The sequence below is a fragment of the Corynebacterium sp. HMSC034H07 genome (assembly GCF_001815175.1).
Taxonomy (GTDB): domain Bacteria; phylum Actinomycetota; class Actinomycetes; order Mycobacteriales; family Mycobacteriaceae; genus Corynebacterium; species Corynebacterium hiratae.
The window spans coordinates 42,140-55,668 of sequence record NZ_KV819481.1; the positions used below are offsets into that span (position 1 = coordinate 42,140).

Sequence of the window (13,529 nt, forward strand, 5' to 3'; positions counted from 1 at the left end):
GAGGGTTGGTTGTCCATCCGATATGAAATATGCGCGGGCGACTGCGATGAGGCCCTCGTGATTGAATCCTGCGATGGTATCGCTCAGCCAGGGAGCCCGCTCCCGCGGAATCGTGGCGACGAGTTCGTCATCAAGGTGAACCTCGATGGAGCGTCGGAAAAAGTGCCGGTTATTGGTCAAACGCACAAGGAGGTGCGCAGGGTGCGTCGGTAGGGAACTGGCTGGGACCGCAAACTCGGTGATGTGCAAAGCGCGCTGGCCACTGAGCATGCCCCACCGCTGAGCCGGGGGAATATTGAGCGGCACGCACAGGCCAGGCTCTGGGAGGAGGACCTCGAAAGCAGGAATGGTTTCTTCCGCCGCATCCTCGCGGAGTGCGATTTCTGCGGTGGCTTGTGGGGTCAGCCCCGCGTCAATGATCCAGTCCAGCTCCGAGTAATCGGCAGCTTGGGAGGCGGGGATCACGCCCACGATGTCTTCGCCGTGATGGACGCGAAATCCTGTACTTGAATGTCCACTCAAAGTGACGGGGAGATGACTGCTTTCAGCTAGCGATAGCAGCTGCAGGAACATCTCTGGGTTTACGGTGTCAACCGTCAGGCGACGCGGTGTGCCAAACCCGTGGTGGGGAACCACATAGTTAGTGACCGTCATATTGCTCGCCTTCGCTGAGTGGACCACGTCGGATGCATACGGCCGGGCGGGTTCGCCGTGAGCATTGGGAATGCCGAAGCCCAGACTGAAGCTCTGACTAGCCGCACGAAATGTTTGAAAAATCTTTATTGCAGTGCAGTTACGCTGCTTAACTATATCGCTCTGAGTTCTGGCCTACAAGAAAGCGCATTCAGCGGGATATGGTGACCAGGAATTTTTGCGCATAGCTTAAAGCTCGGATGCTGGAAGCTAGGGAGGAACGTGCTCCTCCCTAGCTGCACTGTTGTTAAGCCTGGCTTTGCCTGGCTTAGTCTGCGCGGTTGACTGCGGACGTAATCGCGTTGATGGATGCGCGCGTCGTCGAGCCAGCGATGCCCGCGCCCCATACCTGGGCGCCGTTAACCTCGGCGGCGATGTAGCAGGCGGCCTCGGCGTCGTCGCCAGCAGTGCGGGATTGCTGGGAGTAGTCGATGACCTCGAAATCAATTCCGACGTCCTCCAGCGCATTGGCGTACGCGGCGATGGGGCCATTGCCGATGCCGGAGACAACGCGCTTCTCACCGTTGAAGACGATGGTCGCGGTTACCTTGGCGTCCTCGCCCTCTGTGGTGGAGTTGTCCACCTGGAAGGAGACCAGCTCTAGCGGGGAGGTGCGCTCCAGGAATTCGTTGGCGAAGATGTCCCACATGTTCTTGGAGTTGACCTCGCCACCTTCGGCGTCGGTCACCGCCTGCACGACGGAGGAGAACTCCGCCTGCATGGCACGCGGCATGTTGATGCCATGGTCGGTCTTCATGATGTAGGCTACGCCGCCCTTGCCGGACTGCGAGTTGACGCGGATGACCGCCTGGTAATCGCGGCCGACATCCTTCGGGTCGATGGGCAGGTAGGGAACTTCCCAGGTGGTTTCCTGCAGTTCCTCCCACGACACCTCGGTGTTGTTGGCGCCGGGGCGTACCTCCTGGGCCAGGGCATCCAGGCCCTTGTTGATGGCATCCTGGTGGGAGCCGGAGAAGGCCGTGAACACCAGCTCGCCGCCGTAGGGGTGGCGCTCCGGTACACGCAGCTGGTTGCAGTACTCCACCGTCTCGCGGATCTTGGGCAGATCGGAGAAATCGATCTGCGGGTCCACGCCCTGGGTGAGCATATTCAGACCCAGCGTGACGATGTCTACGTTGCCGGTTCGCTCACCGTTGCCGAACAGGCAGCCTTCGATGCGATCTGCGCCGGCCATGTAGCCCAGCTCGGCGGCGGCAATGCCTTCGCCGCGATCGTTATGGGGGTGCAGTGACAGGATGATGGAGTCACGCTTGGCAAAGTTGCGGTGCATCCACTCGATCTGGTCGGCGTACACGTTCGGGCTAATCATCTCCACCGTGGACGGCAGGTTGATGATCATGGGGTTGTCCGGGGTGGCCGCCATGATGTCGACGACGGCATCGCAGACCTCGACGGCGAAGTCCAGCTCGGTTCCCGTGAAGGATTCCGGCGAGTACTCCCAGCGCCAATTGGTATCCGGGTAATCCTTGGCAATGCTCTTGATGAGCTCCGCGGCGTCCGTCGCCAGTTTCTTAATGGCTGGGCGGTCCTTGCGGAAGACCACGCGGCGTTGCAGCTTCGAGGTGGAGTTGTAGAAGTGCACGATGACGTTCTTCGCGCCCTGGCACGCCTCGAAGGTACGCCGAATCAGGTGCTCGCGGGCCTGGACCAAGACCTGGATGGTGACGTCTTCGGGGATCTTATTGCCCTCAATGATCTCGCGGACAAAGTCGAAGTCAGTTTGGGAAGCGGAGGGGAAGCCCACTTCGATCTCCTTGTAACCCATGGCTACCAGCAGGTCGAACATGCGGTGCTTGCGCTGCGGGGACATCGGATCAATCAGGGCCTGGTTCCCATCGCGCAGATCCACCGCACACCACTGCGGGGCCACAGTAATCTTCTTATCCGGCCACGTGCGGTCCGGCAGCGTGACGGGCTCGACCTCCTGGGCGAAGCTCTGGTAGCGGTGGACCGGCATCGAGGAGCCGCGCTGCTTATTCCAGGCGGGCTGGTTCTCGTTGCGCGGGCCGGCCGGGGTGGTGATTTCGCGGGGAGCGGAGATGAAAGAATCATTGGGGGACATGGTGTTTGTTCTCTTCCTTGTGTGTGGCCTGAGGCGTTTGTTTCGCCGCGTTGCTGTGATGAGCAACGATGTAGTGAATTGTGGGGACGGCCAGCTGTGGTGTGTGTTGGCATCACCACGCTCCGCGACGGGGCGCTGGCCGTAGAGTTACAAACCTAAATCCCGCCGCGGCTACTAAGGAGAAGAGTGTGCCGCAAAGTCATGTGAGCCACAATACAACGCTTCCCACTCTGCGGCAACTGGTTTCACATACTGGGATGGGGTCGCGGGTGGCTAGGATGTGTTGCGTGCCTGAAGAAAACACCATGACGACTGCTCCGGAACCTGGGAAGAAGACTGCGCCGGGCAAGGAACCGGATGCCGCCCCGACCCCTGAAGGTGTGCTAGGGGTACTTTCGCTGCTGCCCATGGCCGTGCTGGTCGCGGTAGTGGGCACTGCAGTGCGCATCGCTGTGCTGAGCGGCATCGCAGCCGTTAACGAGCAGGAGCTGTGGGATCAGCTCACGGCCTGGGACTCTAAGTACTACCTGGAGATTGCGCGCGTAGGTTATTTCGATGCGGACATCCATACGGATGGGCCGGTCCATGAAATCACTATGGCTTTCTTTCCGGGTTTTCCCATACTGTTGCGGGTTCTGGGGTGGACCGGGATCAGCCTTGAGGTAGCTGCCCTCCTTGTGAATACTCTTTTTACCGCGGTGATGGCTGCTGGAGTCATGGTCCTAGCGCAGCGCCTGGGGGCAGGGCGCCGTGGGCAATGCGCCGCGGCCATCGTGGTCAGCAGCGCTCCGATGTCCATTGTGTTTTCCATGCCCTATACGGAAGCCCTCTTCGGGGCCCTTGTGGTGTGGGGACTCGTGGCGCTGGATGAATGCGATTGGTGGAGCGCCGCGGCTTTCGGTATTGCCTTGTCCTTTGTCCGGCTGACCTCCGTGGACTTCCTTGCAGTTTTTGGCCTGTGGGTGCTCCTTTACGGGCGGCGTTCCTGGCAGGCGTGGCTCAGCCTGATCGTGGCGTCGCTCCCGCTGCCGGGCTACTTGCTGTGGACGCAGCGCTACCTGGCGGAGGCTGGCGGCTACTTCGGCATCCAAACCGAACACTGGAACTCCACCTTCGACGGGGGAGTTGCCACCGTGCGGTTCGTGTGGGAAACCTTGACGGAGAACAACGATGTGGGCTACTTGCTCACCGTGCTGGTGATCCTCGGTGCCCCCGTGTTGCTCATCGCGGCCTGGGGGAAGGTTAACCCGGTCGCCTGGTGGTTTAGCGCTGCGTTATGTGCGAATGTGCTGCTTTCCGACGGCATCATGCACTCGCGCCCGCGACTTCTCCTGCCCGCAATCATTCTGGTGCTGCCGTGGGTTGTGCGCGCCGCCACGGCGTGGCGCCCACGCATGCTGTGGGCTGCCTGTGGCGCATGGGTCCTGTGGTCGGCGTGGTTCTCCGCCTACATGCTGGTGGTCTTTGAGTGGGCGATCTAGTGCGGGCTTTGTTCCGCGAGCCGCGTGCTTCCCGGGTTGACCGGAATGCGTGACAGGACGATCGTGGCGGCGATCATGATGATGAGCGAAGCCCCCATCACGCACCAGCCCGCGATGCTCTCGACCTGGAATTTCTCGCCCAGGACCCAGTAACCCAGGCCGAAAGCCACGATGGGTTCCATGATGGTCATCGCGGGAAGCGAATGCGCAAGAGCGCCGGCGTGGAAGGAATACTGCTGGATCACCGTGCCGGCAGCCGCCAGCCCTATGAGCACGTACAGCTCCCAGCTCGCTAGCAATGCTGCGATGCCTTGGTGGGAGAGGACGTCAACCACCGCTTTCGCTACGAGCGCCACGTAGCCGTAGAGGATGCCGCAGGCGCTGCCGAGCGCGAGTGCAGATTCCTCCGGCCGGTTATAGGCCGCCACAAAGAGTGCGGCGAGTGTCAGCGCGCCGAGGGCGAAGGCGGGCCACCACTGGGACCAGCTGGGCGTCGTCAAGCCTGCGGTGGGGCGCCCATAGACCACCATGATGCCCACTGCGACGGTCAGTGCCAGGCACCAGAAGACCTCCCGCGCCGGCATCGGCCGCCGGGAATACCACGCGGCGAGCGGCAGCGTGAACATGAGGGACAGGACGAGGATGGGCTGAACGATGAGCAGCGTGCCGAAGTGGAGTGCGATGAGCTGCAAGGCATAGGCAGCGACGGCGGCTCCGGTGCCAATCCACCACAGGGGAGTGCGAATTGCGGTGCGCATGACGGTCCTGGAGCTGGCGTCCAACACGATGCGGTGGCGTATGACAGTGCCCCAGGCCACGACTAGTGCCGAGGCCAGTGCGAAAGCAACGGCAACCAGGTTTGAAAGCATCGTTTCCACCTTACCTGGAATTAATATCCAGCACGTGTTTCGATGGTAGCCAAAGGGCGGTAGTCTAAAGGAGTTGACTGCCGGTCTATAGGTATTGGGCGGTGAACAGGTAATGGCCCTCACAAACAGGAAAGGTGGGACCGTCAGTGGCCCTAGTCGTACAGAAATACGGGGGATCCTCCCTCGAAAGCGCAGAGCGCATTCGCGCGGTGGCGGAGCGCATTGTGGCGACGAAGAAACAGGGCAACGACGTGGTTGTCGTGTGCTCCGCCATGGGGGATACCACCGATGAGCTCCTAGACCTCGCCGCCCAGGTCAACCCCGTCCCGCCGCAGCGCGAGATGGACATGCTGCTGACCGCTGGCGAGCGCATCTCCAATGCGCTCGTTGCCATGGCAGTGGAGTCCCTCGGTGCGCAGGCTCAATCCTTCACCGGCTCCCAAGCTGGTGTGCTCACCACTGAGCGTCATGGTAACGCCCGCATTGTCGACGTCACCCCGGGCCGCCTGACCGAGGCGCTGGATGCAGGCAAAATCTGCATCGTCGCGGGTTTCCAAGGCGTCAACAAGGAATCGCGCGACGTCACCACCCTCGGCCGTGGCGGATCGGACACCACCGCGGTGGCGCTGGCGGCAGCGCTCAAGGCCGATGTGTGTGAGATTTACTCCGATGTCGACGGCGTCTACACCGCTGATCCCCGCATCGTTCACAACGCCCAGAAGCTCGAGCAGCTCTCCTTCGAGGAGATGCTGGAGTTGGCCGCCGTGGGCTCTAAGATTCTGGTCCTGCGCAGCGTCGAATACGCCCGCGCGTTCAACGTTCCCCTTCGAGTTCGCTCGTCTTATTCAAACGACCCCGGCACGCTCATCGCCGGTTCAATGGAGGATATCCCCGTGGAAGAAGCAGTACTAACCGGCATCGCAACCGACCGCTCCGAGGCCAAGGTCACCGTCCTGGGAATCCCGGACCGCCCGGGTGAGGCCGCTAAGGTGTTCCGCGCTATCGCAGACGCCGAGATCAACATCGACATGGTCCTTCAGAACGTCTCCTCCCTGGAGTCCGGCACGACCGACATCACCTTCACTTGCCCGCGCTCGGATGGGCCGAAGGCAATGGAGATTCTGGCCAAGCTCAAGGAAGACGGCCACTGGAGCAACGTGCTTTACGACGACCAAGTGGGCAAGGTTTCCCTGGTCGGTGCCGGTATGAAGTCCCACCCCGGTGTCACCGCGGACTTCACGGAGGCATTGCGTGACGCAGGGGTCAACATGGAGCTCATCTCCACCTCTGAGATCCGCATTTCCGTGCTGACCCGCGAGGCCGACCTGGACAAGGCAGCCATTGCTTTACACGAGAAGTTCCAGCTGGGTGGCGAGGAAGAGGCCACCGTTTATGCTGGTACCGGACGCTAAAACTTAAGGAGTAAAGGTCATGACCACTGTTGCAGTAGTAGGCGCCACCGGCCAGGTCGGCCGCGTGATGCGCACCCTCTTGGAGGAGCGCAACTTCCCGGCCGAGACGGTCCGCTTCTTCGCCTCCGCGCGCTCGGCGGGCCAGGAGCTCACCTTCCGCGAGGAGAAGATCGTCGTGGAAGACCTGGCAGAGCAGACCGTAGAAAGCCTCGCTGGGATCGACGTCGCCGTGTTCTCCGCCGGCGGTTCCACCTCCAAGCAGTATGCGCCGCTCTTCGCCGAGGCCGGCGCCATCGTGGTGGATAACTCCTCTGCATGGCGCAAGGACCCGGACGTGCCGCTCATCGTCTCGGAGGTAAACCCGGAGGAGAAGAGCAACACCCCGAAGGGCATCATCGCGAACCCGAACTGCACGACCATGGCGATAATGCCGGTCACGAAGGCGCTTCACGACGCCGCCGGTCTCACCACCATGCGCGTCGCCTCCTACCAGGCCGTTTCCGGCTCAGGCCTGGCAGGCGTGGAAACCCTGGTTAAGCAAGTAGCGTCCATCGGCGACCGCAACGTTGAGCTCGTCCACGATGGCTCGGCGCTCGAGGTCTCCGAGGAGGATCTGGGCCCCTACGTCGCCCCGATTGCGTACAACGCGCTGCCGCTGGCCGGCAACCTCGTCGATGATGGCACGGAAGAAACCGACGAGGAGCAAAAGCTGCGCAACGAGTCCCGCAAGATCCTGGGCATCCCGGAGCTCAAGGTCTCCGGTACGTGCGTGCGCATCCCGGTGTTCACCGGCCACACCATGGTGGTGCACGCGGAGTTTGAGAAGCCGATTACCCCGGAACAGGCCCGCGAGGTGCTGTCGTCCGCACCGGGCGTCAAGGTCGTCGATGTGCCGACCCCGCTGGCGGCAGCCGGCATCGACCTCTCCTTGGTCGGTCGCATCCGCCAGGACCAGGCGGTCGAGGACAACAAGGGCCTTGTCTTCGTAGTCTCCGGCGATAACCTGCGCAAGGGCGCCGCGCTCAACACCATTCAGATTGCGGAGCTGCTGGTCTAAAGCAAAGCTGCAGCGAGTTTTAGAACCCGCATAAATAAGAAAAGTCCGCCCCCAGAGTGATATCTGGGGGCGGACTTTTTGTGAGTAATGGGAAAGGGGGTGTGCGGAAGGGCTAGTCCTTCGGCACCTCGGGCTTCGTGTGCTCCACGAAGGTCACAGAGGGTTCCGGATCCTCGCGGTCGTATTCAATCTCATCGTCGGCCTCGAGCTCCTCGTGGATCTCATCGGCAACGGTCGAGACGAACTCTTCAGTTTCCATGTTGGAGGCCGCTGCCAGCTTGCGCAGCTCGCGCTCGTTCTTCTTGGTGAAGTGCTCGCGCGGGTCAAGGCGGCGCTTAACCAAGGTGCGGGCGCGCACGCGGCGGTCAGACTCGGAGGTGATCTTGTCGCGCTGGGTAATCCAGGTGATGACCATGACGGCAATCATGAGCAGGCCAATCCAACCCAGAATCGGGTAGACGCTGGAGACCAGCTGCTTGAAGCCGATGAAGGAGAGGATGAAGCCGACAACACAGGCGCCTGCGTAGACGGGGTAGAAGAGCTTCGGCTTCTTGCGGGTCAGGCGCTTGCCCATGGCGTAGAACATGCCGATGGCGGTGTTGAAGACCATGCCGTAGATGATGAAGGTCATGAAGTAACCCAGAGCCGGGTTCACGTGGTTGATCAGCGTCAGCACCGGCAGGTCCTGCTTGTAGACTTCCGGCGCCACCATGTAGAGGGAAACCACGAGGAGGGCAAGCAGAAGCAGATAGAAGAAGCCACCGATGAGGCCGCCAACACCGACGGCACGGTTATCCAGGATGTTGCCGCCGATGACGATGGACATCGAGACCGCGCACATGACGTTGAGGCCGGTGTAGTTCAGCGCAGCCAGCCACCAGTTGCTGAGCGGACTCTCGACGTTGTTGACAGCAAACTCATTGGCTTGGGACCAATCCACGTCGGTCACGATGATGGTGTAGCCGGTGGCCAGAACCACGAAGATAATGATGAACGGCGTAATCGCGCCGATGACGTTACTGACCTTATCCACATCGAGGAGGCCTACCAGCAGGACGAGCACGAGCATGATAGCGCCGCCCACCCAGATGGGCACACCCTCGAATTGCTGGCTGATGGTGGAACCACCACCGGCGAACATGACGAAGCCGATGGAGAACAACGTGGCCAGTGTGCCCCAGTCCAGGATCCGGGAGACGATGGGCCCACTAATGTTGTCGTACACTGCCGTGTGCTCATCGGCCTGGAAGTAGGAGCCAAGCTGCAGAATTGCTACACCAGTAATAATCATGAGGGCGGAGGCGAGGAGTACGCCCCACAGGCCCATGTTTCCGAAAGCCACGAAGTACTGGAGTGCTTCCTGGCCGGAGGCAAAGCCGGCGCCGACGACGACGCCGATGAAGGCCATGGAAATGGCCACTGCGCGTTTCCACATAAGGTAAAGAGGTCTCTCAATCTCACACGCGCCGGGGGAATGCCATCACTACCCAAGGTGTGGTGCGGGCAATTGGGAAAGCCTCGCGGGCCCGGTTCGACTATCGATTTATCACGTGTGCCTCGGAAAAGATTAGGCGCCGTCTATCGGTGTTTTCCAGCTGGGGCTGCGGTTTCCTTAAGGATAGGCAGTGGCGGGGGTGTCAGAATTTGCCGTTTGGCGCATGTAGATGCAGGTTCTATGGCCGGCCAAGCCGATTTGTAACGGCTCGATAACGATTAGCCGCGTTGGTTGATTAAGTCCTTGCGGGCCCGGGCCACGCGGGAGCGGATAGTGCCAACACGAACCCCGGCGATCTTCGCGGCCTCCTCGTAGGTATAGCCCAGCACTTGAGTCAGGATGAGGGCTTCGCGGCGGTCTTCTGGGAGGGCGTCGATAAGCGCGCGGGCGTCGATCCACTCGCTCCACGTGCCGGCGTTTTCGGGAGTTGCTGCGAGGGCAGCGGCGTCCTCGTACTCGGTGGCGGACTTGCGCGGGCGGGCCATATCGTGGCGGATGTTGTCCACCCACACGCGGCGGGCAAGAGAGAGCAGCCACGTGCGCGCTGAGGAGCGGGCGGCGAAGCGGGGGAGTGCGCCGATGACGCGCAGGTAGGTCTCTTGGGTGAGGTCATCCGCGATGTCCGGGCCGCCGAGGTGGGCGAGCAGGCGCCAGACATCATCTTGGGTGGACTTAATGAACTCCGTGAGGGCTGCGCGATCGCCACGGCCTGCCTTGAGGGCGAGGTCGGTGACGCGCGCATCATCGCGCTCGGAGTGTCGTTTCACCTCCCATAACTTACCAGTCGGGGGAGGCAGGACTTGGGTGCCTCGGGCTTAAGGCCGTGAACTCTGGCAACGCCAAAAACTGTTGCGCAGGTCATTTTTTATGGGTAGTCTATGAAAGGTCCGTGATTGATAATGTAAAGCAAATTATCAACCGATCTAGGAGGCATTAACCCCATGACTAACGCTTCAAATGAGTCCGCGGCAGACAAGGTTCTAGACAAGGGCCAGCGCGCCCCGGGCGGCCCGAACACAACCCGCCCCTCCGGTCAGCCAATTGCTACTGAAAACACCAGCATCACCGTTGGCCAGAACGGCCCGGTGGTGCTTAATGACATCCACCTGATTGAGAAGCTCGCGCACTTCAACCGCGAGCGCGTGCCGGAGCGCACCCCGCACGCTAAAGGTCACGGCGCCTTTGGTGAGCTGCACGTTACCGAGGACGTCTCTGCTTACACCAAGGCCAAGCTCTTCCAGAAGGGCACCGTGACCCCGATGATGGGCCGTTTCTCCACCGTTGCCGGCGAGCAGGGCTCCCCGGATACCTGGCGTGACGTCCACGGCTTCGCGCTGCGCTTCTACACCGAGGACGGCAACTACGACATCGTGGGTAATAACACCCCGGTCTTCTTCATCCGTGACGGCATTAAGTTCCCGGACTTTATCCACTCCCAGAAGCGTCTGGGCGCGAACGGCCTGCGCGATGCTGACATGCAGTGGGATTTCTGGACCCGCAACCCGGAGACCACCCACCAGGTGACCTACCTCATGGGTGATCGCGGTACCCCGAAGACCACCCGCCACCAGAACGGCTACGGCTCCCACACCTTCCAGTGGGTCAACGAGTCCGGCGATGCCTTCTGGGTGAAGTACCACTTCAAGACCCGCCAGGGCGTGGAGAACTTCACCGACGCTGAAGCCACGGAGATGGCCGGTAAGAACGCGGACTACCACCGCGAGGACCTCTACAACGCCATCGAGGAAGGCAACTTCCCGGTCTGGGACGTCAAGGTTCAGATCATGCCGGTGGCGGAGGCTGAAGAGTACCGCTTCAACCCCTTCGACCTCACCAAGACCTGGTCCAAGAAGGATTACCCGCTGGTCGATGTCGGATACTTCGTACTCAACCGCAACCCGCGCAACTTCTTTGCGCAGATTGAGCAGGTTGCCCTGGATCCGTCCAACATCGTCCCGGGCATTGGGCTGTCTCCGGACAAGATGCTGCAGGCACGCGTCTTCGCGTACTCCGACCAGCAGCGCTACCGTATCGGACCGAACTACAAGCAGCTGCCGGTGAACCAGCCGCTCAACCAGGTCAACACCTATGAGCACGAGGGTCCGATGCAGTACCTGTTCAACGCCCCGGAGGATCCGGTCTACTCCCCGAACCGTCACGCTAAGGGCGGCGGTTACCTGGATGGCGATGAGAACCTGCGCTTCAAGGAGCAGGAGACCACCACCGCGCCGGATCTCTACGTGAACCCGGACCCGGCAGGCATCGACCTGGTGCGTGCGCCTTATATCCACCACGCTGAGGACAACGACACCGTCCAGGCCACCGACCTGTACGAGAACGTCTACGATGACGGCGCCAAGGAGCGCCTGGCGGACAACATCACCAACGCTATGGCCGGTGTGTCCCCGGAGACCGAGGAGCGCGTCTACGCCTACTGGGATGCAGTCTCCCCGCAGCTGGGCAAGCGCGTGCGCGAGCTCTTCGCTGAGAAGAAGTAATTAACGCATACGCGTTAATTACGTAACCCCAGTAGCCCCGCCGGTCTAGTTCATTGAAGCTAGTTCCTGGCGGGGCTTTTCCGCGCGCCTGACCGCTTTTGCCCAGCGTGGGCGATAGTTTCTTTTACATGACCTCACGCCTAGCTACTCCTGCTGACGCTAACCGGAAGGTTGGCACCCGCGCACTCCTTCTCGCCCTCGTGCTCATCGTGCCGCTCGTTATCGGCGCGGTCGTTGCCACCGTGTCCGAGTGGCAGCCAGCCGAAGCCTGGTCTCAGGAGCAGGCGGGTGCGCCCAGCGATGGCACCATCGATCCCGCTGAGCTTTACGACGTCGCCCGCGCCCTCAGCGAAGCCAATGCCCAGGCGGGATTCCTGGCGAGCGGCGCGCAGCAACTGGCCGACGGCACCGGTGAGCTGAAGGATGGAGCCGGTGAACTGGGCGGCGGAGTGGACAAACTGGCCGGCGGCTCGCAGGAGCTATATGACGGCCTCGTACAGCTGCAATCCGGCACCGCCCAGCTGGGCAACGGTGCTACCGAGCTGGCCGACGGCGTCGGCGGCGCCGTCGACCAAGTCATCGGCCTAGGCGTGGTCCGCGGACAGATCCTGCAGGCCATCGACGGCACCCTCAAGGACTTGGAAGGAAACAACTCGGCGGAGGCAAAGAACATCCGCTCGCAGCTCGGTGATCTGCGCAGCCAAGTGGAGAACTTCCAGTTTGACCAGTCCATTCAGGATCAACTGACGCAGCTGAAGGATGGCTCGCGCGAGCTCTCCAACCAGCTGGCCGTGAGCGGCTACGCCTACCACGATGGCGTCTACCAAGCCACGGAGGGCGCAAAGCAGCTCAATGCCGGTATTGGTGAGCTCAACTCCAAGGTCGATGAGGCCCTGCAAGGTGTGGACAAGCTCGTTGCCGGCGCAGAGAAGGTCGACGGCATGGCGCAGCAGAACCGGTCCAAGGTGCAGGGCGCGCAGCGTGCCTTGCCCACCGTGGCCGGACCAGCTGAGGACGATAGCGCGCCTTCCCAGCTGCTGAGCCCCATCGTGGCCATGCTCCTCGCGGCTATCGCCGTCTTGGGCGGCGGGGTTATCGGAGCGCTGCTGACGCGCGTGGAGCGTCGTATCCTCGCGCTGCTGGGCGGCGCGGTGCTGATCGGAGTTGTGGTGGGCCTGCTCGTGGCACTTCTTGCTACCGGTGGAACCGCCGCGGCCGTGGCGTGGGCGGGGCTCGCGGCGGCGGGGGCCGGGGTGGCGTCGGCAAGCATTGTGTACGCACTCGTGCGCGGACTGGGGCTCGCTGGTTGGGGCCTAGGCAGCGTGCTTGGCGTAGCCCAGGTGGGCGTCGTGGGATGGGCGTGGAAAGCGGCCTCGACGGGAACCGATCTCAACGCCGCGATGAGTGCGCTCGTGCACCTCTTTCCCATGCAGTGGGCAACCTCCGCCATCACCGTGGCAGGCAATGGGGGACAGTCCCCACAGCTGTGGACCGCGCTGGCTATTTTGGGGGTAATTTCGATCGCGGCTTTCGTTCTCGTGGGGGCACCCGCTAGGCACGAAGAAAATGGAAAAGCCTAGCTCAAAGGCCTGCCTGTGAAGCATCGACTGAGCAGGGAGAAGCGTTACAGAGTTTTTGAAGATTTATCTACCGTTGCGAGGGGAAATAGTGCTAGAGTGAGAATCGCTCACAAAGCCTACTTAGGGGGTAGGCAAACGGTTTCTCCAATCCGTTGTGAGTGATAGGGAATAGGGGCGACGCGGCTGCTGTAGGGGCACCGCGTCGTTTCCAATTTTCGGGGGTAAAATTGGCGGCACTGAACGCTGAAGAATTGGAGAATCACCGTGACCGACTCTCGCGATATCAAACCTTTTGCCGCCAGCCGTGGTCCCAAAATAACGTCGGTCGGCGGGCTTAAGGGACATTTCGTGTGGATTTGCG

At 61.6% G+C, this 13,529-nt stretch carries 9 protein-coding genes and 1 pseudogene; 5 read left to right on the top strand and 5 right to left on the bottom strand.

The window, feature by feature from the left end; all coding sequences use genetic code 11:
* Both HMPREF3009_RS13500 and leuA read right to left on the bottom strand, forming a co-directional pair.
* Positions 1-654: pseudogene (locus HMPREF3009_RS13500) on the bottom strand (hypothetical protein); the annotation flags it as partial.
* Positions 655-961: 307 nt separating this feature from the next.
* Entirely contained in the window at positions 962-2,776 is a 1,815-nt protein-coding gene (gene leuA / locus HMPREF3009_RS00315) for a 2-isopropylmalate synthase (RefSeq protein WP_070510598.1), read from the bottom strand.
* A 278-nt stretch (positions 2,777-3,054) separates the two neighbouring features.
* Between leuA and HMPREF3009_RS00320 the strand changes: the two genes are divergently transcribed.
* Positions 3,055-4,257 carry a mannosyltransferase family protein gene (locus HMPREF3009_RS00320; RefSeq protein ID WP_070510596.1) on the top strand — a complete coding sequence of 401 codons (1,203 nt, stop codon included), beginning with the start codon at positions 3,055-3,057 and terminating at the stop codon, positions 4,255-4,257.
* Here the strand turns inward: HMPREF3009_RS00320 and HMPREF3009_RS00325 are convergent.
* The gene (locus tag HMPREF3009_RS00325; RefSeq protein ID WP_070510593.1) at positions 4,254-5,126 is read right to left on the bottom strand and encodes a DMT family transporter; all 873 of its coding nucleotides are present in this window, start codon (positions 5,124-5,126) and stop codon (positions 4,254-4,256) included. The genes HMPREF3009_RS00320 and HMPREF3009_RS00325 overlap by 4 nt on opposite strands.
* A 146-nt stretch (positions 5,127-5,272) precedes the next feature.
* Between HMPREF3009_RS00325 and HMPREF3009_RS00330 the strand changes: the two genes are divergently transcribed.
* Complete coding sequence (locus HMPREF3009_RS00330; protein WP_046648822.1) at positions 5,273-6,538, top strand: aspartate kinase; 1,266 nt, start codon at positions 5,273-5,275, stop codon at positions 6,536-6,538.
* A gap of 19 nt (positions 6,539-6,557) precedes the next feature.
* Positions 6,558-7,595 (top strand): aspartate-semialdehyde dehydrogenase, encoded by a 1,038-nt coding sequence (locus HMPREF3009_RS00335; RefSeq protein WP_049157831.1) that lies wholly within the window; start codon positions 6,558-6,560, stop codon positions 7,593-7,595.
* A gap of 112 nt (positions 7,596-7,707) precedes the next feature.
* Here the strand turns inward: HMPREF3009_RS00335 and HMPREF3009_RS00340 are convergent, their stop codons facing one another.
* Together HMPREF3009_RS00340 and HMPREF3009_RS00345 are read right to left on the bottom strand one after the other, a co-directional pair.
* On the bottom strand, positions 7,708-9,030 hold the full coding sequence (locus tag HMPREF3009_RS00340) for a YkvI family membrane protein (protein ID WP_046647898.1): 1,323 nt from the start codon (positions 9,028-9,030) through the stop codon (positions 7,708-7,710).
* A gap of 278 nt (positions 9,031-9,308) precedes the next feature.
* Positions 9,309-9,857, bottom strand: a complete 549-nt coding sequence (locus HMPREF3009_RS00345; protein WP_046647897.1) for an RNA polymerase sigma factor — start codon at positions 9,855-9,857, stop codon at positions 9,309-9,311.
* A gap of 174 nt (positions 9,858-10,031) precedes the next feature.
* On the opposite strand from HMPREF3009_RS00345, the gene HMPREF3009_RS00350 reads away from it, so the two are divergent.
* The gene (locus HMPREF3009_RS00350) at positions 10,032-11,588 is read left to right on the top strand and encodes a catalase (protein ID WP_070547180.1); all 1,557 of its coding nucleotides are present in this window, start codon (positions 10,032-10,034) and stop codon (positions 11,586-11,588) included.
* Positions 11,589-11,716: 128 nt separating this feature from the next.
* Positions 11,717-13,168 (top strand): hypothetical protein, encoded by a 1,452-nt coding sequence (locus HMPREF3009_RS00355; RefSeq protein WP_070547181.1) that lies wholly within the window; start codon positions 11,717-11,719, stop codon positions 13,166-13,168.
* Positions 13,169-13,529 lie beyond the last annotated feature (361 nt).

Bases quoted from the DNA above. Each gene is read 5' to 3' on its own strand.
- leuA (WP_070510598.1), bottom strand. From the start codon at position 2,776: ATGTCCCCCAATGATTCTTTCATCTCCGCTCCCCGCGAAATCACCACC.
- HMPREF3009_RS00320 (WP_070510596.1), top strand. From the start codon at position 3,055: ATGTGTTGCGTGCCTGAAGAAAACACCATGACGACTGCTCCGGAACCT.
- HMPREF3009_RS00355 (WP_070547181.1), top strand. From the start codon at position 11,717: ATGACCTCACGCCTAGCTACTCCTGCTGACGCTAACCGGAAGGTTGGC.
- HMPREF3009_RS00340 (WP_046647898.1), bottom strand. From the start codon at position 9,030: ATGTGGAAACGCGCAGTGGCCATTTCCATGGCCTTCATCGGCGTCGTC.
- HMPREF3009_RS00350 (WP_070547180.1), top strand. From the start codon at position 10,032: ATGACTAACGCTTCAAATGAGTCCGCGGCAGACAAGGTTCTAGACAAG.
- HMPREF3009_RS00325 (WP_070510593.1), bottom strand. From the start codon at position 5,126: ATGCTTTCAAACCTGGTTGCCGTTGCTTTCGCACTGGCCTCGGCACTA.
- HMPREF3009_RS00335 (WP_049157831.1), top strand. From the start codon at position 6,558: ATGACCACTGTTGCAGTAGTAGGCGCCACCGGCCAGGTCGGCCGCGTG.